This is a genomic window from Treponema sp. OMZ 790 (genome assembly GCF_024181285.1).
GTDB lineage: Bacteria > Spirochaetota > Spirochaetia > Treponematales > Treponemataceae > Treponema_B.
The window spans coordinates 2,842,205-2,861,849 of the sequence record NZ_CP051201.1 but is presented as its reverse complement, the minus strand read 5'-3'; the positions used below and the strand labels follow the sequence as shown (position 1 = coordinate 2,861,849).

The following is a 19,645-nucleotide window of genomic DNA, read 5'->3' as shown; positions in this document are numbered from 1 at the left end:
GATAGGCACCGCTCTTTTACTCATTATCTGAAATTCAACCGATAGAATAATTTATTATACCATTAGCTCTTTGCGGGTATTAAATTTTGGGGGTATTATTAAATATGGGTTACGATTATTCGTCTATTTTGGCTAAGAATATAAAACGAATTCGACATAAATTAGAAATGTCTCAAATGGAATTGGCGCTAAGAGCAGATGTATCCATTGCATTTATTAATGCAATCGAAAATAAACAAAAATGGGTTTCCGCCTCAACACTATCAAAAATAACCGATGCATTAAACACCTCGCCGTATGAACTGTTTCTTACGGATGATATTAATGAAAAAGATTTGATGATAATAGCCGGCCGCCACAGCGAACTTATTGCCGATTTAAATAGATTATTAAAAAAACATACTTTAGGTCATTGTAAAAACGAATCATAAGACAAATTAAAGCAATTTAAGGCAATAAGTAACTTTTATACGATACCTTAGTTATACCTTAAATAAGGATAAAGCAGTATTTTTATTTTAAATCAAAACGGTATCATTTAATATCTTTACTTTACTGTCAATATTTGTAAAATAATTCTGAACATAAATTTTCGCATCCATTTGAAGGAGGGAGGCATGAGATTAAAACAGAAGATTATTCTCTCAAATGCAATAGTATTTAGTGTCTTAATAATTATTTCTGTATTCCTTAACTTTTTTTATGCAGCAAATATTTTTTCGATCAATCTGAACAATAAAAACAAACTAAAAGCTAAGCTTATTGCTCAAGAAATAGATGAGTGGCTTATCGAAAAAATTACTATCGTTGAACAAAGCATAGAAACCTTAACCTATATGAATATTACGGATTATAAGGGATGTACAGGATTTTTGGCAAATCTTAATAAGATGCATCCCGACACCGATTATGCCGTATTTTATGAAACAGGAGTCTTTGCAAACGGACAAAACTGGGAACCGTCCGATTCTTTTGATCCGAGAAAAAGACCTTGGTATAGGGCAGCAAAAGATACAAAAAAAGCGGTAATAACCAATCCATACCGCAGTATAAGCTCTCTTCCCGATTCGGTAGCATTTTCGGTTTTAAAGCGGTTTACATCAAAAGACGGCGTTCCGGGTATATTTTTAGGCGAAATAAGAATTGAAGAATTGCTATCTCTTATCGAAAAATTAAAAAAGAATGAAGATTCTTATTCTTTTTTAATATGTAAAGATTACCGTATATTGTCTCATCCCAATAAAGAATACCGATTAAATCTTAATAAATCTACAAACCTTTCTGATATTGAAGGCGGTGATATTTTTATAGAGCATATAGACAAGTTAAAATCCGACGGCAGTTACAACGGGCTCTTGCCTGTAATCAAGGATTATGACGGCAAGGAAAGGCTCTTTTACTTTGCTCAATCTGAAGTATCCAATTGGACAGTCGGGTTTACAATACCTGCATCGGATTTTTATGACCCCATAAACGGCCTAAAATTCAGAACTATTCTATTTGCCTGTACTCTTGTTGTGTTTGTAGGTATTTTATCTCTCATAATCGGAAAAAAATTAGCCTCGCCTATTGAAACTATAACAAACCGTCTGGAAAAGGCAGCAAAAAACAATGAGCTTGTTAAATTCGATTTTTTAGAACGGCAAAATCATGAATTAGCAAGAATTGCAATGAGCTTCAATGCAGTAGTTGAACATGCAAAAACTCTGCCCATAGGGGATGTAAATTTCAGCTTAAATTCCCTTACCTTAACCCAAAAAATAGATAATACCATTCTTGAAATAGACGATAACAACAAGGCATATCTTTTGTATTTGGACATAGATAAATTTAAAACTATAAACCAGCTTTGGGGATATTATGCAGGCAATGACCTTATAAAGCACGTATATTCCGTAATTTTAAACCACATAAACGAAACCGGCATACCCGAAGACAACTTTATGCATGTTATCGGAGACGAATTTGCAATTTTTTATCGCGGAAACGAAGAGCAGGTGTGCAGCTTTACAGAAACACTCATAAATAAAATCAATAATGAATCCTTTATTTGGAACGAAAAAAAACTTACTATTTGTATCAGTATCGGTATTGTAAACATTCCCAAAATACCTCAAAACGCACAGGACGTAATCTCAAACGTGTATGATGCATGTTCGCTTGCGTTTAGAAACGGAGGGAACAGATATGAATTGTCAACTGTTTCAGGAATAGCAGGCTTTTCGGGCGGCAATATTTCGTTCTGGTTAAATACAATCCAAAAAGCTCTTAAAGAAGAAAAGTTTGAATTGTACACACAGGCAATTGTTCCTTTAAACGGCATTTTTCACAGTCCTAAGTATGAAATTTTGATAAGACTTAAAACCGATGATGATCACGTTATAATGCCCGATATTTTTATTCCGATAGCCGAAAGGTATAACCTTATATACGAAATAGACAAATGGGTTATACGGAAAACATTTGCCTTTTTTGCCGAAGCATCGGCGATGGGATATCTGGATCAAAAAGTTATGTTTTCGATCAATATCTCGGCCGAGTCGTTTTTTTCCAACGACCTTGTAGAATTCATAGCAGAAACCCGCAAAACCTTCAATGTGCCGGCTCACAATTTTTGTTTTGAAATTACGGAAAGCTGCGCAGTCCGAAATTTGGAAGCGACCTCTCAATTTGTTACCGAGTTAAGAAAACAGGGATTTTCTTTTGCATTAGATGATTTTGGAAAAGGATTTTCTTCTTTCCCGTATTTAAAGACCCTTCCGATAGATTACATAAAAATTGACGGCTCATTTATAAAGTCGATAGATAAAGATTATGTGGATTTTTCGATGGTCAAAACCATGAGGGATATGTGCTATCATCTTGGTCTTTATACGATAGGAGAATATGCAGAAACAGATGAGATTGTCGCAATTTTAAAGGACATAGGTATTGATTACGGACAAGGATTTGCATTCCAAAAACCTATTCCTATCAGAGAGGCTATAAATCCTCATACTGATAGGAACGGATATAGGTTCTAGTTCTTTTTTTCACCCCAAATTTCTTTGAAGGTATGAATTGTGCCGCAATACTGGCAGGCATATCTATTGTCGATGGTGCGGTGAAAAATAGCCGGAACACCTTCGGACTGGGCCGGATGAGAGACGCAGGCTTCGTTTTTGCAAATCAAGTCTTCAAAGTTGTAAATACGCGGCGGCAGATGAGTCCGGTATTTTGCTTGAATTTTTCCGTCTTTTATAAGATTAAGGGTACAGCTTGAAGCAACAGCCGAAAGCCGCTTTAAATCGGCTCTCGAAAATTTATATTCACCCGGACGGAAAATAATGCCCTTAAAAATCCCCTTATCCTTTGTGGAAGTCGATACCCACTCGCCTCCCCTTCCTTCTTCAAGGCCCATAACGTTTATTATCTTGGACATATGGTGCCTTATTACCGAAGGACTGTCTCCTCGGCAAATATGATCAATGACTATTCCGTTTTGTATCGGACGGACTCCTTCAGAAAAGGTTTCTACCTTGCTGCCGCCTGCAGAGCCTCCTACCGGAACTTCTACTATATAATCTTCATCCTCAAAAGATGAACATGGTTTAGACTCAGGCCCCTTATAATCGGAACCTATCTTGCCTGCTATCATCGAAAGAAGAACCATTCTGACATACATTCCGTTTATGGACTGCCTTTCCCAGCCGTTAAGAGAAGTCGTATCCAAGAAGGTAGGAATCGTCGGATGAACCCGATGTCTGGGCAAAGGATGATAAAAGCAGGTATTCTCGGGAAGTTTTTCGATAAATTCCTTTCGGAAAGTAATAGAACGACGTAATTCATCTTGTTTTTTTAGAACCTGTTCACCCATCCTTTCAAGCTGCGGCCGGGTAAAGTACCAGATGAGGGCAATATCGGATTGCTTAAGATATTCTTCTATTGAGGAAAATTCTCTTACGGTAAACCCGTTTTCTTTCATTCTTACCTTGTAATATTCAGGCATTGCAAGTTCAGAAGGAGCTATCAGATCAACCTTTACCGAGTTAAAAATTTTAAGACCATCGGCTTTTGAGTGAACCGTACGGCCATGGTATAAGTCTCCAACAAGGGCTATGTGAATATTTTTAAATGACCAGTTGTTATCTTCGATAAAGGTAAATTCGTCAAGCAGCTCTTGAGTCGGATGTTCATGTTTTCCGTCGCCTGCATTTATAAAGGCAGGTTTACGCTTTAAGTTGTTTCTTTGATAAAAGGTCTGTGCCTCATCTTCAAGCCAACGGCAGACTCCCTCTACCTTGCTGCGTACAATGAAGATGCTGTTTTGATAACCGGCAAGGGTATTAAAGGTATCCGCATAGCTTTCCCCCTTATTAAAAGAAGAGGATTCTACGGCAAGATCGCTCAATTTTACCTGATGAAATTTTGCTGCATTCCTAAACGATTCCTTTGTACGGGTGCTGGATTCCAAAAAGACTTCATATATACCGAAGTCTTTATCATTAATCCTAAATTCATCCATCACTTTCCGGTCATCTTCTTGAATGGCTTTTTTTAGATCTCTTGTCTTTTCAAAAAGATACTTCCTTTCATCGATTGATAAATCATCGATTACCGTCAGCGACCTGCCCATAAATTTGTTTTCCATTTAAAACTCCTGTCAAAAACAAAAATGCAAAAAAAAACATCGGAAAAACCGATGTTCTCAAAATAAAAGAGGAATGCAAAAATCGCAGCTTATATTAATTCCAGAATAAATCATCTCGCACCCCCATGAAAATACAGCTTAACTGCATTCATTAAAAGTAATCTTACCAAAAAATAAAAAAGCTGTCAATAGGAGAATTGACATGCGCCGGGAAGTATTTTTTTAAAATTTTTTTTGATTAAATTTAGTAAGTAATAGTTGACTTTATTTGTAATCTATGCTTAAATAGGGGCATGTTGAATATTGCTAACATCGAATACAATTTAGCTTATTCTTGTGCCCCTTGTTTGGCAGGGATTAAACCCTCAAATTTGATGTCCGTATCGGTAGAAGATTTTAAGCAATTTTTTTTGCTTGATAATGATTTGCTTGAATCAAAGGGCTTCTATCTTAAAGTTTTGTGTGCTTGTGAAAGAGGCGTACAGATTCTTTTGTACAAAAAAGATAGTCTGGAAACTTTGATTCGGAATGAAAAAGTAAAATCGGCTCTTTTGATGTTCGGCTATGAGCCCGGGATGAGTTTGGAGGATATGCTTGACCTTTTGGCATCCAGAATGCACAGCTCGCAGGCTGACAGGCATTGTAAAAGATGTTGCACTTTTCCGCATGAAATAGGGCTTTTTTTGGGATATCCCGTATATGATGTTTTGGAATATTACAGACGAAATGGCGAGGGGTGTATTTTTTCGGGCTATTGGAAGGTTTATTCGGAAGCCGAAAAAGCGGCCGAAATATTTGACCAATATAATGAATGCAAAAAGCATTTTGCTTTGCAGATAGAAAAAGGATTAAGACTTTACGATTTGTTAAGCGCTTAACCTTTGATTAATTTTTTTAACCATTGGAGGTTTTTTATGGCAAAAATTGCTGTTATTTATTGGAGCGGAACGGGAAATACTCAGTCGATGGCAGAGTCCGTTCTTGAAGGCTTAAAAGCCGGCGGAGCAGATGCTTCTCTTTTTACCGTTTCGGAATTCGGATCAAAAAGTATTGACGATTACGACAAGATTGCTTTCGGATGCCCCGCAATGGGAGCTGAAGAGCTTGAACCGGATGAATTTGAACCTTTCTTTGCTTCAATTGAAGGAAAATTGTCCGGTAAAAAGATTGCCTTGTTCGGTTCATATGAGTGGGCCGGTGACGGATCGGGCGGTGAATGGATGAGAAACTGGGAAGCCAGATCTAAGGAGAAAGGAGCCGACTTGTTTGAAGAAGGGTTGATTATCTATGATGCACCCACTGCCGCAGGAAAGGACAAGTGCAAAGAATTCGGTGAGAGATTTTCGAAATAAATCCTGATTGTTTTTTAATTAAAAAAGTTTAAAAACTATTTTTGTTTTTTAGGGCTCAAAAACGGCAGCCTAAACTGCCGTTTTTGAGCCTTTTTTATTTGATTACAAGAACTTTGCGTACTTCATCAATTTCGGGGCCTGCGATTCTAACAAAATACATACCGCTTGCAACAGGATTACCGCCGCTGTTTCTGCCGTCCCACACATAAAAGTGGTCTCCCGAATTGTGATGAGAGCGGGTCAAAGTACGTACTATATTTCCGTCCAAGGTCATAACCTGTATTGTGAGCATTCCCGGCTTTTTTAAGTGGGCACCGACCGTTGTCGTCTGATTTTTGTACGGGTTTATAACATTGTCAAAAATTGAGACACCTCCCCTTTGCTGCCTAACTCCTACAATCTTAAAGTTCCAAACATCAAAAGAAAGAATATCGTTTGAGTCTTTTAAGCGTGCGCAAGGAAGCCAGCCATTATAGACATACATAAACTGACCTATCTTATTTTCTTTTAAGTAAGGGTCTGTTGCCGGAATAATAAAGGTCATACGGTTACCGTCCAATGAAGGAGAATAGGAATTTGTGCCCGATTGAGGTATGCCAAAAGAAGTTATCGCCGGATTAGGTGTAATAGAATCAGGATGCCAAAATTGATGTTGTGCCGAATCTTTTGAGATAAAATGCAGCTTAACATTTGAAGAAGCAGGTATTTTTTCGGTAAGAACTCGAACATCGAGAGTCGGTAAGGACGGGTCTTCAGTATCGGCATTAAAATCACGCAAAACTATCGAGTTGGAAGCCGTCAAAGATTTTACTATATCGATACCTATATCGGAAATATGATTTTTTGTTTTATTTGTACCGAAGTAATTTAAAGTTACCTGGCAGGAAGGTTTAAGAATATCATCCGGATTTAATTTTTGAGTTCCGTCAAGCTTAATTTTCCATAAGGAATGTCCTGAAGGTACACTTGAAACCCCTGTTACATCTAGGACATTTTGCAAATTTGAAGTATAAGCAGTTCCGCCCCCTGTAATTTTTAAAGCATCAGTGTTTAAATCTCCCATGCCATGAAATTCTTCTGAAGACAAACTATTATTGTTAAACAAAAGGTAGATACTGTCATCATTCGGTTTTGCAAAGGAATTTACCATGTTAAGGGCCGGCTTTAAAAAAATCCAACCGTTTTTACTAATCGTTGTGCCCGCATCATCTTTACTGTCTTTTACGACATAGTATTTACCTTGCGGTTGAATTTTCACATTACCAGTATAAATTTTTAAGTAGTTTCCTTTAGCATTACCTGAAGTTAAACCATGGTCATTGGTAAGATGAATTTGTGCATTATTAGAACCATCTATCGTTAATAGATTACCGATTGCACCGGAGAGGGTTAAATAGTTTGCAACGCTGATTTTATTTTCAATAGTAAGAGTTTTTCCGCCTGCACCGGTACATTCCAACTTGTGGAATTTTGTATTAGGGGCATCAGAAGTTCCTGAGATTTTGACCTCATTCGCCTTATGGTTTAAAGTGACCGTTTTGCTTTTTGCTGCGGCATCTAATACTCCTTGATTATTCAGACCGACGGTAATCGTTATATCCGATTCAAGCTGTAAACTCGAGCTCGAATTTATTTGTAAATTTTGTATACTGCCGCCTTCTATATTGTTGTTGTTTTTGCCTGAAAGTTTTTGAGTTCCGCTTCCGTTAAAGATAATTAAGCCCCGATCTGCTGCGGTAGAGGATGCATTCAGTTTTTTTGCCGTAAGATTACCTTCCACGGTTATAATTCCCCCCGTAAAGGCTAATTCGTTTGCGATATCGATATTGCCGGTTGCGGTAATCCCGCCCCAAGAAGTCCATTTAGACCCGCCTGAAGTTATATTTCTACCTGTAATGTCAGAGTTTCCTGAATTCCAAACCCCTGTAACTTTAATATCTGTTCCGGCAGTTATAGTTCCGCCTATAGATGTCCACTTATTTGCTTCTATGCTTTGTCCGGCGGTAACAGTTCTGGTGTTTATATCGGGATTCCATGTCCAGTCTCCTCTTACCTCAATTTTACCGCTTGTTGCGGTAATATCGCCTCTAAAGCTCCAATTGCCTCCACTTACGGTAATTTCGTTTGCGGCTTTAGCAAAGCCGCTTGTAGACGACCAATTTCCGGTTACGGTAATGCTTCCCATTGAAGTATTATTACCTGAAGAGTTCCATGTGGCGGCAGTAACAGTAATGTTTCCTGCTTTAATATGGCTGCTGGTGGTTATTGTCGCACTTGTGCTAGTAAGAAAAGTAATATTATTTGTACCGGCTTTTATTTCTCCTCTGTAAGTTTGATCTCCGTTTGATGTTGATGTATCGATGGTTATTGATTTTTCAATAGTTAATGTTTCGTTGACTTTAAGAAAGGCTGCTTTTATTGTATCGGGTACACCTGATTCAAAGGTTAAATTTTGATAAGGGCCTTTATCAATTTCTGCATTTGCAGCGGTTACATTTTGATAAACTATAGTGGAACCGGCTATATGGTTAAAGTCAGGGCGAACGCCTCCACCGGGCTGATTAAGCCAGGTTTTTTGTGCATCTGTTCCATGCAGATAAACTGTACCATGATTATTTAAGCCCGTTGTTATCGGCATAGGCGGTAAGCCCGCCATACCGGCTGTAATCATATACTCATTTAAATATAATTTTGCATTTGCTTCAACCTTAACTTGTTTAGCTTGAACATCAGTTGTTAATTGAGGATAATTAGTACACCCTTGCGGTATTATAACATTTGTTGTTGGTGTCGGAGCGGCTGCCGGTGTCGGTGCCCAATTTGCGAATGTATTCCAATCATTGCTGCTATTTCCTGTCCAAGTTAGTGCGGCAGGTGAACTAAAGACCCAGTTTTCGGGTTTGCCCTGAGCGAGTTCTTGTCCTGTTCCCTCAGGTCTACTGAGTGTTGTTGTATATTTATATGTTGACGAATCTACGGATCCAATTGGAATATTTGTTTTGACCTTAAGCCATTGACCTCCGGATTTATCGTTATTAATACAAATAGCAGAATTAGGGGTTGCCGCGCTGCCCTCACCTTCAATTGTGAGCAATTGATTGTCAGCGGTGCTGGACCCTTGCAAGATTAAGTCCCCGCTTACGGAAATTTTTCCGTTTACCTTCAGAGTCTTCCCACCGCCGCTTGTAAGTTCCAGTTTATGGAATTTTGTGTCGACTGCGGTGCCTGTACCCGTAATTGTTACGGTCCCGTTTGCCGGAGGATCAAGGGTGACCGTATGAGTTCCGGCGTTAAAGGTGCCGTTATTTGTGAAAGCTCCGTTTACGGTTATAGCTTTCCCAATCGTCAATGTACCGCTCGCAATGGTCAGGTTGTGAAAATTTATCGCTCCGTTTCCGCTTATTTGAGAGTTGCTGCCGGTAAAGGTTACTTTACTGTCTTGTCCTGCATTAAAATTACCGTTGTTGGTAAAGTTTCCGTTTATATTTATAGTTTTAGAACCAATATCCAGAGTACAGCCGTTTTTTATAACCAGATGACCAAAATTTGTAGATTCGCTGTTGGTTATTCTGGAAGGTGTTCCGGTAAAAGTTACGGTGTTTCCGGTAGAAGTAAAGTTTTCTCCGTTATTAAGAATGCCCTTTATTTCTATATTCTGTCCGACTGTCAGTCCGCCTTGGTCGGGAATAGTCAGATTAAAGAATTTTGCAGTGCCTGAGCCTATTATTCGGGAATTTGCGTTGCGGAATTCCGTAGTTACACCGGTATTGTCTGCCTTGAAAGTACCGTTGTTGGTAAGGCTGTGCAAAATTATATTATTTTGCACAGTAAGATTTCCTAACGATACTTTTATATTGTGAAAATTGGTTTCACCTATTATATTAGCGGAGTTTCCGCTAAATTTAACCGTTCTGACGTTTGCATTAAAGGTTCCGCTGTTGGTAAAATTTTGCGAAATTGTAATATCTTGTTCCGGTTTTAAATGACCGCCGGCTTCTATGGCTAAATTGTAAAATTGTGTTTCATTTCCTTTTATAACGGCCGGAGTGTCAGCTGTCCCTTTAAAGGCGACTTCATGGTGGCCGGCGTTAAAAGCTCCGCCATTGTTAAAAGTCCCTGAAATTTTTAATGCTCCTCCCAACATTACGGTGCTGCTGAATGTTAAGTTGTGGGCTTGATTTATGTTAAGATTTTGGTTGGCTCCTATTAAGGATAAAGTTCCGCCGGTTTGTTTAAAATTCGGAACATTAAAGTTTCCTTTTGTTGTAATAGTACCGCTTGATGCATTCCAGCTTGCATTGTTAAGAGTTAAATCTTTTTCGAGAGTGATATTGCCTGAAGAGGTTATTACTGTATTTGTACTATCGGTTATGGCAACATCCCGTTTTGCCGTCAGTGTGCCTGAAATGTTAAGTTTTATACCGGAAGAGTTTTCAAATTTTAAAGCCTGATCGGAGCTGCATGTACCTGCTATCTTGGCAAACGGAGTATTTATACTAATAGTATCATTATTGGCATAAACTCCTGCACTTACAGCGGAACCTGTTTTAAAATCAATTCTTTCTGAAGCTGTAAGGTTTGTATAATATGCGGAATTAATACCGGGAGTTAAAGGACTATCAATAAATATTTCGGAAGATCCTTTAAATTCGGTCTTCGAAAGTATTACTTTCCGACTAGAACCTCTTGTTAGTTCAATAGAAATCTCTCCATCACACGTAATTCCCGAAGAGCAATTTAATGTGACATCTGAATTGCGGCAGGTAATTGTGAGTTTGGCACCCGTTTCAACTTTCAAATCCCCTATAGTTACAGGATTAACCTCTCCGGTGCTCTTATATATGTAAGGATACCTTGATAATCCTCTAGGTATAATAGCAGTATCACTTGTAGTCCTCGGATAATCCAGTGCAGGATTGTTAAGAGTTGTTTTCCAATTTCCGGCTCTTCCCCAATGTTCGTTTTGGGCTCCCGTCCATGTGTAGGTTTCGGCAAATCCCGCCGTCATCGCAAAAAGAGTAAGCAAAATTGTAAAAAAAGTTTTTCGTATTTTTTTCATAACACTGTAATTATACATCTTTTCGTGCGAAAAATCCAGCCCAAAGTGGAGAAATTTGAGAGAGGAAGGAGCCAATTCATAATTATGAATTAAATTACAGTTTTTCTATTTCTTCTTTGCTTAAACCTGTAGCTTTTGCGATAGCTTCTACTGCAAAGCCCATTTCTGTTAAGTTTTTTGCTGTTTCGAGTTTAGTTTGATAAGAGCCGTCTGCAAATCCTTGTTCAATGCCTTGTTTTATTCCAATCATTAGGCTTTCTTGTCTTTGTACAGCTATATCCGTATCATAATCGTATTCTGCCACTAACATATTGATTACCTCCCTTGATTTTCTCATTAAATATTCTTTTAAGATTCCTTTTTCTATACATATATTTACTGCATTGGTAAAGCCGTTTTCATGGTCAAGCTGCGTTTGCTTTCTTACCTCTTCAACAAAAAGGCTGTATTCTTCAAGCGGTTTACACACCGTTAGAACTTTGTTTGCCTTATCGGTATTGATGTTTAAGACTTGCACAGTCAATTCCATCGGCACTTGTTCGGGCTTTGTGATGAACGCATCGGATAACTTTAGAACTGTAGTTTCAGGATAATCTTCAACACCGTTATAAAATACATAGAATTCAGGCGTAGGTATTTTTGATAATTTTTTTAAATACCTGTCTGTGGGTGCTTGAAGTTTTTCATAGAGCCTTGCTATATACTCTAAAAAGCGTAGAGGCATATTCTCGTTTATTGTGGATTGATGCTCTGCAAGCACTATGATCTTACCGTCTACAAGGCAGGAAACATCGTTGATTATATTCATATACATAACATTATCCAGCCTTATATTTTCTACAGGACAAGAAAGCGGCAAATTTGTACCATGCAAGGCATTATAAAGCGATAAAAAATTTTCTTTTGCCTTTTCGTCTTCACTAAACAAATCAACGAATACTGAATCTTTGTATTTTCTGTTTGAAGTACTCATAGCCGTTTACCTCACACTTTAATTATACAACTTTTTGTGCGAAAAATCCAGACTGAGTGGTGGCGAAAGATTAAAGGGAGGGCTAAATTTAATCTAACACCCGTAACCTTGAAAAACTTCTTACTTAGATATATAATATAAATACAAATGTATGAATACCAAATACTTAATAAAGAGGCAATAATGGCAAATACGACACTTGTTCAAGTTAGAGTTGATGAAGCTCTAAAAGATGAAGTTACTAATATCTATAAGCATTACGGACTGGATTTACCGACAGCTATCAGGATTTTTATGAAAAAAACAGTTGCAGTTAATGGACTTCCTTTCGATCTTAGAGATGACTCAAATAAAAAGAATATCTGGCACTATTTTGGAAGCGGTAAAGATATTGAAATGAATATCCCCACTGAACCGGATTTCTCTGCTGACACAAGACTGGAGGCAATGTGAAGTATTTTTTAGATTCAAACATTGTAATCTATTTCATAACGGGAAAATTTCGTAAGATTGGAGAAAAACTGGAAGAACATGAAAAAGATATAGTCATTCCGTCTGTTGTGCTTGCCGAGCTTGAATATGGAGCAAGAAATTCCAATGATTATGAAAAAACAATTTCAGTTTATAAACCGTTTTTGGATTTATATCCGACAGCAGTTTTTGATAAAAAATCATCGGTAGAATACGGAAAATTAAGAAAAATTTTATCTTCAAATGGTGTGATAATCGGTCCGAATGACATGATGATTGCCGCAACAGTTCTAGCAAATGGAGGAACATTGGTAACACACAATGTCGGAGAGTTTTCAAGAATTGAAGGTTTATTAATTGAGGATTGGGCTATGGAAGAGTTGGTATAATACCTGCTTTAACAATTAAATTAAAGGTTTTTGCTGTTTCAAGAGCTTTTTGATAAGAGAATTATGATATACCTTCATAAATAGCGGCCCCTACCTCTGCACTCTTCCGGATGCATCACCTTGAGCGAGGGTTAAAACTTCATCGAATGAAACCTGATTAAAGTCGCCGTTTATGGAGTGCTTTAGACAGGAAGCCGCCGAAGCAAAATCAATTTGTTTTTGCGGTTTAAAGCCTTTTAATTCGGCACAGATTAGGGCTGCGGCAAAACTGTCGCCTCCTCCCAATCGGTCAACAACCTGCATTGTGTATTTTTTGCTGAAGTAGGCCTTGCCTTTTACATAAAGCATGGCCGACCAGTTGTTTTCGCTGGCTGAGGTTGATTCCCTCAGAGTGATTCCCACTTTTTGAAAGCCGAATTTTTTGCATAGTTTTGCGGCAACTTCTTTGTAGCCTTTTTCATTCAGTTTGCCTGAACTTACGACCGTGTTTTTTGAAGTTATTCCAAAAACTTGTTCTGCATCTTCTTCATTTGAAATACAGATATCGACAAACTCGCAAATACGGCTCATAGTTTCTTTTGCTTCATCGGGAGTCCACAGTTTTTTGCGGTAGTTAAGGTCGCATGAAACGGTAATGCCCATTGATCTTGCCGTTTTGCAGGCATCCAAGCAAATTTCGGCTGCATTTTTGCTCAAGGCAGGAGTGATTCCCGTAAAATGGAACCATGATGCTCCCTTAAAAATTTCTTTCCAGTTAAAGTCGCTAGGTGAGGCTTCGGCAATGGCGGAATGAGCCCTATCGTATATTACCTTAGAGGCACGCTGAGAGGCTCCTTTTTCTAAAAAATAGATGCCGATTCGGTACCCCCCGCGGATTATGCCTGAAACATCTACTCCGTAACGGCGCAAGGAATTTATTGCAGCTTGGCCTATCTCATGGGCCGGAACCTTTGTTATGTATGAAGACTGCATTCCGAAGTTGGCTAAAGAAACAGCCACATTCGCTTCTGCTCCTCCAAAGACCAAATCGAGGGCATCGGCTTGAACAAAACGGTTAAAGCCTGTGGGAGAAAGGCGTAGCATGATTTCGCCCATAGTTATAACCTTGGGTACTTTATTTTCTTCAGTGCCGGCGGTTAAAATCTTTTTGCCGGATACTACAGGTTTTTTTTCTGTGGAATTTTTTTTAGGATTTCGGGCATTTTTTATTATCTCTAAGGCAAGACCAGCCTCTTCTTCTATCTTTTTAAAATTGCCTGATTTTATAAGCTCTTTTGAAACCATCCAGCTTCCGCCGCAGGCTATTACCTTTGAAAAGGCCGCATATTCCGCAATATTTTGGGCGTTTATTCCGCCGGTCGGCATGAATTTTATGTTTGAATAGGGTGCGGAAAGAGCTTTTATAAATTTTAACCCGCCCGCGGCTTCAGCCGGGAAGAATTTTACGGTATTAAGGCCGAAGCTCATGGCTTGTTCGATTTCTCCCGCTGTGGAAACTCCGGGAATAACGGGAAAGCCTAAATTAACGCAATGCTCTACGACCTTAGGGTTTAGCCCGGGGCTTACTATGAACTTGGCACCGGCAGCAATTGCTTTGTCGGCTTGTTCAGGAGATAAGACCGTGCCTGCTCCTACAAGAAAATCCGGGAATTTCTTAGAAAAAATCTCTATGGCTTTTTCGGCTGCTTCCGTTCTAAATGTGATTTCTGCACATAGAAGCCCGGCATTAGAGAGGGCCGTTCCTAACGGAAGAGCATCTTTTTCATTCTCTAAAACGATGACCGGTACAATCCCTATTTTTTCGATTTGCTTCAAGATTTTATTCATAAAACCCCTCTTAAAACCTATAAGTTTTACAATGTTTTATTGTAGCATAAATCTTTGAATTTGTCAGTATTAAGAAATATATAATTTTTTTAAAATCGAGATTAGAATGATTATTTCTATGGACTAATACTTGACTTTAATGAAATGTATATGGTAAAATCGGTTCATGATGATTTAACATCATAAAGGAGAATATTCATATGAAAAAATTAATTTTCGTGAGTGTATTTGCAGTACTTATAAGCACACTGTGTTTTGCAGCACAGGGAAGCGGTAATGGAAATGGCGGAGCCGATAAAATTGGCGGATATGTAGGCTGGCCCATTGGTCTATCTTATTCTCATGAGTTCAACGACCTTGTAGAACTCGATTTACTTGTCGGATATACAGGTTCACTTGTATGGCATAGGTTTGATTTTCAACTTGGTGCACTTTTTACCGTTTTTGATCCTGTACTGCCGTCACTTGGAAACCAAAAATGCCCTCTTTCATTAGGGCCGGTAATAGGAGCTAATATTTCTATTTTATCTTTACCAACAACTTTTGGTTTGATTTCTGGCACAAACGATAAGTATGTAACCGGAGGATTTTCAATTTTATTACCTCTCCGCTGGGAAATGAATTTTGGCAATATTCCCGACTTTAACCTCTTTTTTGATTTTGCTCCTGTGGGTGTGGCTGTAAACTTTTATAAGGACTTTGTATATGATTTATCAACAAACACAACAAAAACAAAAGTGAAACCCGTAGCAAGTTATGCTTTCCGTGCAGGTGTAGGTTTAAGATATCGTATTCCCAATAAAAAATAAAACCGCTTTGTTTACCCACTAAATATGACAGATAATATTACAGTAATGTAATATTATCTGTTAAAAATGTAAATTTACACCCTATTGACAATATCCGACATAAGTGTATTATCTATAAAATATCTATTATGTTGGATATATTTATTGTATTCCTTACTTGTGGAGTAAGTGTGTGAAAAAAAATGTTTTAATTTTCATATGTACTTTTCTTTTAATATCATGTACAAAGCCCGGTGAACCTGTTTTAAATCCTGTAGTAAAGGGTGTTTTTGATGCTGAAAATATAGGTTCAGGTGATATAAAGATACTTGAAGGGGATTGGATTTTTGTTCCGAACAAATTTGTAGATCCTTCCGATGATTTTTTGTCGTACGGCCGATTTGAAAATATAAATACTTCATGGGATAAATATGGGGACGGACTTCCGCTTTATGGCTATGGAACCTATGCCGTAAAAATAAAAAATATCGATTCAACCGGCGTATATGCAATAAAAACGTCTACGGTTTCTTCTGCCTTTGTTGCATACCTTGATGGTAGAGAAATTTATAGAATCGGAACTGTCGGACATTCCTGCGAAAACGAAGTTTTTAATTGGGATGCTTCTTTTATCCCTCTTCCGACTCTCGGCAAAGAAGAGGTTACTCTCGTCTTTCATATTTCAAATTTCAAAGATAATAAATCGGGATTTTTAAAACCTATAGAATTCGGATTTTATTCTACAATCTTGAATGCAAAAAATAAAAGTTTTTCATCGTTTACAATAATATCCGCTATTCTTTTATTGATTGCCGCATTTTTTCTTGCATTATTTATTTTTTATCCTAAAGAAAGACAATCTCTTTATTTCGGTTTGTTGGCAGCCAATTTTTGTTTAAGGATATGTTGTTATGATGAATTTTTACTTACAACGATAATACCTCAGATAAGCGGAAATATTCTTTTTAGAACAGGCTATATCACACTTTCTCTTGGAATTATTTTTTTTGGTCTATATGTCAATAATTTATTCGGAAAAATAAAAGAAAAATATTTATTTATAATACACATTCCGGCAATCTTGTATATCGGTATAAATATTTTTGCACCAATGCAATATACTTCAAGCTTATTGACGGCAGCACAAATTTATCTTTTGATTATGGCATTTTATAATTTAACACTTGTTATTAAGTCTGCATTTAAAAAAGATAAATCGGCTTTATTTTTCTTGATAGGTTTAACTATTTTTCTATCTTTAGGTGTGAGAGATATTTTAATCGCTAATAGGATTATAGACGGTTCTTTTGTAGCTCACTTAGGAATTTTAATTTTATTGATACCTATGGCCATCGTAATTTTAAATAATTTTAAAGATAGTTCCAATAAGATTGCAGGAATGACAAAACAGATAGAAACAACAAATGAAGCTCTTGCAAAATTTGTTCCCAATGAGTTTATGAATTTTTTGAGTAAAAAACATGTCGATATTAAATTAGGCGATAATATTCTAAAAGATATGTATATAGCATTTATACATTTAGGTATTTACACCGGTTTGACAACTGAAGAAGAACGCTTGACTTTACTTAAAATATATAATCAAACCTTGGCAAAGATAAATCCTGTCATTCAAGAACATAACGGATTTATTGATAAATATCTGACTGAAGGGTTAATGGTTCTTTTTTATGGTTCTGCAGATGATGTTATAAAATGTATGTTTGAAATTCAATCCATTGTTCAATTTGAAAATATGGATAGAGAAGTAAATAATTTGCCCAAAATAGTTTTTTCCGTAGGAATTCACTATGGACGGTTAATGTTAGGCACTATCGGAGAAGAACAAAGAATGGATAATACCGTTATATCCGATGTTGTTAATGTCGCTTCTCGTCTGCACTTTTATGCATTAAAAAAAGGAATTAATATATTTATCAGTGAAGCGGTAAAAAATAATACCGGCAAACCCTTTTCCGATACGATTGAATTTGCATATAATGGTTTGGTAAAATTTAGGGGAAAGGACGAGCCTATCAGAATATATGAGGTAAAAAAAACATGACAACGGAAAAGAAAAGATTATTTTTAGGCTCAATTCCTTTTTGTTTTTTAATTATTATTCTATACTTAACTAATTTGGTTACGCCTATCTATAAACAAAAAATTGTGGACTTGGAAGTAATAAAAGGCCGAGCACAAGTTCCAAATCAGAATCAGGCATCTCCGGTTCTCTTTTCTTTAAAAGGCGATTTTTATTATACGCCCAATCAGTTTTATTGTTTAAAAAATACTACCGAAGAAGTTTATGCTAAAGTTCCCGGCGATTTTACAAACAGAAAAAAAGGCTCCGCTTTCGGTTACGGCTCTTACGGATTGGAGTTGTCAGGTTTGGACCCGAGCGTTGTTTATGCAATCCATGTTCCTCATATTTTTGGAAGCTGTAGTATTGTAATAAATGGAATAGATAGGGAAAGGCAGGGACAGCCCGGTACAAATAAAGAAACGGAAATTCCCGGAACAACATCTTCTCAAATAGCTTTTAAACCGTTAAAAGACGGGACAACAAATATAATCATTAATGTTTCCAATTTTTTCAATAAAAGAGGCTATATTTCTTCTCCGATTATTTTAGGCGAAGCATCTCAAATAGGAGCAATGTTTAGAGGTGATTTAATTTTTTACGGTACAATTTTTGCCATAACTTTTTCTGTTGCTCTATTTTTCTTTATGCTGTCTTTTTTTTACGAACATTCATCATTTGTAATTTGGTTTGCTTTAACATCTATGGTTTTGGCAGTGAGAGGAGTTTTCTTTTATCCTCATATTTTTATGATTTTATTTCCCGGCATTCCATGGCAGATTAATTTTATTATCAGATATATTACATTCCCTCTGCCGATTATTTTATTTACGGTATTTATCAGCAAGGCTTTAAAACTGAAGTTTAAGCTTCCTTATATAATTATATTGTCGGTATCGATTTTATATACAATTTCCACTATAATAATTCCTCCGGAAATTTCAACATTTTTATTAATTTATTATCAAATATTTGCAGTATTTTGTGTAGGCTATATTATCATTGTTGCAATAATAGGGCTTAGGAAAAATAAAGAATTTGCCATCTGGATATTTATTTCGACTTCTGTTTTATTTTTATGCGGAATTTATGATCTATTCGTAGCTTTAGACCTTATACCCGGAGAATTCATTGTACAGATAGGAACGGTTGTTTCTGTAACCATACTGTCCATAATGGTACTTAATGATTATGCCGATTCTATGAAAAAGATAGAAGAGCTAAGTGTAGAGATGCAGCTTATAAACAAATCGCTTATACGTTTTGTCCCGGATCAAATTGTAGAACTTTTACATAAAAAATCCATAACGGATGTTAAACTTGGAGACAATGTTGAACTTACAATGCCCATCCTTTCCATAGATATACGTTCATTTACTCATACTTCAGAAAAATTGACTCCTAATCAAGTATTTGAATTATTGAATGAGTATTTTGCATTGGTTGCTCCGATTGTAAGGGAATATAAAGGCGTAATAACTAAATATTTGGGCGATGGCTTTTTTGCCTTATTTCCTGATGGAGCGGATTCGGCTCTTTCTTGCGGAGTGGCTATACAAAAAACTCTTCGAAATAATAGTATTGCAGTTCTTAATTCCTCTCCTTTAAGAATAGGTATAGGAATTGATATGGGAGATATTCTTTTAGGTACCATAGGTAATTCAAGCCGTATGGATAGTATTATTATTTCGAACTCCTACCATGTTGCAGAAGTGCTGCAGGAATCTACAAAAAAATATAGCTCTTGCATTATTATTTCGGATAAAATTTATGAGGCTCTTAATGATACTTCAGGGCATTATATTCGGCCTATACAAAGGGTTAAAAACTCATCGAACAAGGAAACTTTTTTATATGAAGTTTATGACTGTGATGATGATTTTATTCGAGATTTAAAACATAGTACACAGTCCTATATGGAAAATGCTTTAAAGGCTTTATCGAATGAGGGCATTGAATCTGCCGCTAAATATTTTGATAAGGTTTTAGGTATATTTCCAAATGATTATGTTGCTCTGTATTATAAAAAAATATTTGAAAAGATAAGTACACGATAAAATTTATTTTAAGGAG

The 19,645-nt window shown here is 36.8% G+C and carries 13 protein-coding genes; 9 read left to right on the top strand and 4 right to left on the bottom strand.

The window, feature by feature from the left end; translation table 11 throughout:
- Positions 1-104: 104 nt before the first annotated feature.
- Both E4O01_RS13510 and E4O01_RS13505 read left to right on the top strand, forming a co-directional pair.
- Positions 105-431 carry a helix-turn-helix domain-containing protein gene (locus tag E4O01_RS13510; protein WP_253692773.1) on the top strand — a complete coding sequence of 109 codons (327 nt, stop codon included), beginning with the start codon at positions 105-107 and terminating at the stop codon, positions 429-431.
- Positions 432-617: 186 nt separating this feature from the next.
- The gene (locus E4O01_RS13505; protein ID WP_253692771.1) at positions 618-3,023 is read left to right on the top strand and encodes an EAL domain-containing protein; all 2,406 of its coding nucleotides are present in this window, start codon (positions 618-620) and stop codon (positions 3,021-3,023) included.
- Here E4O01_RS13505 and E4O01_RS13500 read toward each other — a convergent pair.
- Positions 3,020-4,630, bottom strand: a complete 1,611-nt coding sequence (locus tag E4O01_RS13500; protein ID WP_253692769.1) for a bifunctional aspartate carbamoyltransferase catalytic subunit/aspartate carbamoyltransferase regulatory subunit — start codon at positions 4,628-4,630, stop codon at positions 3,020-3,022. The two genes, E4O01_RS13505 and E4O01_RS13500, sit on opposite strands and share 4 nt — an antisense overlap.
- A 293-nt stretch (positions 4,631-4,923) precedes the next feature.
- On the opposite strand from E4O01_RS13500, the gene E4O01_RS13495 reads away from it, so the two are divergent.
- Positions 4,924-5,508 carry a DUF3793 family protein gene (locus E4O01_RS13495; RefSeq protein ID WP_253692767.1) on the top strand — a complete coding sequence of 195 codons (585 nt, stop codon included), beginning with the start codon at positions 4,924-4,926 and terminating at the stop codon, positions 5,506-5,508.
- Positions 5,509-5,544: 36 nt separating this feature from the next.
- A complete protein-coding gene (locus E4O01_RS13490; RefSeq protein WP_253692765.1) occupies positions 5,545-5,982 on the top strand; it encodes a flavodoxin in 438 nt (145 codons plus the stop codon).
- A 94-nt stretch (positions 5,983-6,076) separates the two neighbouring features.
- Here E4O01_RS13490 and E4O01_RS13485 read toward each other — a convergent pair whose 3' ends face one another.
- The gene (locus tag E4O01_RS13485) at positions 6,077-11,041 is read right to left on the bottom strand and encodes a FlgD immunoglobulin-like domain containing protein (protein ID WP_253692763.1); all 4,965 of its coding nucleotides are present in this window, start codon (positions 11,039-11,041) and stop codon (positions 6,077-6,079) included.
- Between the two features lie 94 nt (positions 11,042-11,135).
- Positions 11,136-12,014, bottom strand: coding sequence for an Rpn family recombination-promoting nuclease/putative transposase (locus tag E4O01_RS13480; RefSeq protein ID WP_253692762.1), 879 nt, complete (start codon positions 12,012-12,014; stop codon positions 11,136-11,138).
- A gap of 183 nt (positions 12,015-12,197) precedes the next feature.
- On the opposite strand from E4O01_RS13480, the gene E4O01_RS13475 reads away from it, so the two are divergent.
- Both E4O01_RS13475 and E4O01_RS13470 read left to right on the top strand, forming a co-directional pair.
- Positions 12,198-12,467: a type II toxin-antitoxin system RelB/DinJ family antitoxin gene (locus E4O01_RS13475; RefSeq protein ID WP_253692760.1), complete on the top strand. Its 270-nt coding sequence runs from the start codon at positions 12,198-12,200 to the stop codon at positions 12,465-12,467.
- Positions 12,464-12,874 (top strand): PIN domain-containing protein, encoded by a 411-nt coding sequence (locus E4O01_RS13470; protein ID WP_253692758.1) that lies wholly within the window; start codon positions 12,464-12,466, stop codon positions 12,872-12,874. The genes E4O01_RS13475 and E4O01_RS13470 overlap by 4 nt, the downstream gene beginning before the upstream one ends.
- Before the next feature lie 90 nt (positions 12,875-12,964).
- On the opposite strand, the gene E4O01_RS14730 is transcribed toward E4O01_RS13470, so the two are convergent.
- Positions 12,965-14,701: a KHG/KDPG aldolase/sugar kinase fusion protein gene (locus E4O01_RS14730; RefSeq protein ID WP_305879941.1), complete on the bottom strand. Its 1,737-nt coding sequence runs from the start codon at positions 14,699-14,701 to the stop codon at positions 12,965-12,967.
- A gap of 200 nt (positions 14,702-14,901) precedes the next feature.
- On the opposite strand from E4O01_RS14730, the gene E4O01_RS13455 reads away from it, so the two are divergent.
- From E4O01_RS13455 to E4O01_RS13445, 3 genes are all read left to right on the top strand, one after another.
- Positions 14,902-15,510 (top strand): hypothetical protein, encoded by a 609-nt coding sequence (locus E4O01_RS13455; RefSeq protein ID WP_253692757.1) that lies wholly within the window; start codon positions 14,902-14,904, stop codon positions 15,508-15,510.
- Positions 15,511-15,682: 172 nt separating this feature from the next.
- Entirely contained in the window at positions 15,683-17,554 is a 1,872-nt protein-coding gene (locus tag E4O01_RS13450; RefSeq protein WP_253692755.1) for an adenylate/guanylate cyclase domain-containing protein, read from the top strand.
- On the top strand, positions 17,551-19,629 hold the full coding sequence (locus E4O01_RS13445; protein ID WP_253692753.1) for an adenylate/guanylate cyclase domain-containing protein: 2,079 nt from the start codon (positions 17,551-17,553) through the stop codon (positions 19,627-19,629). Before E4O01_RS13450 ends, E4O01_RS13445 begins: the two co-directional genes overlap by 4 nt.
- Positions 19,630-19,645: the final 16 nt, after the last annotated feature.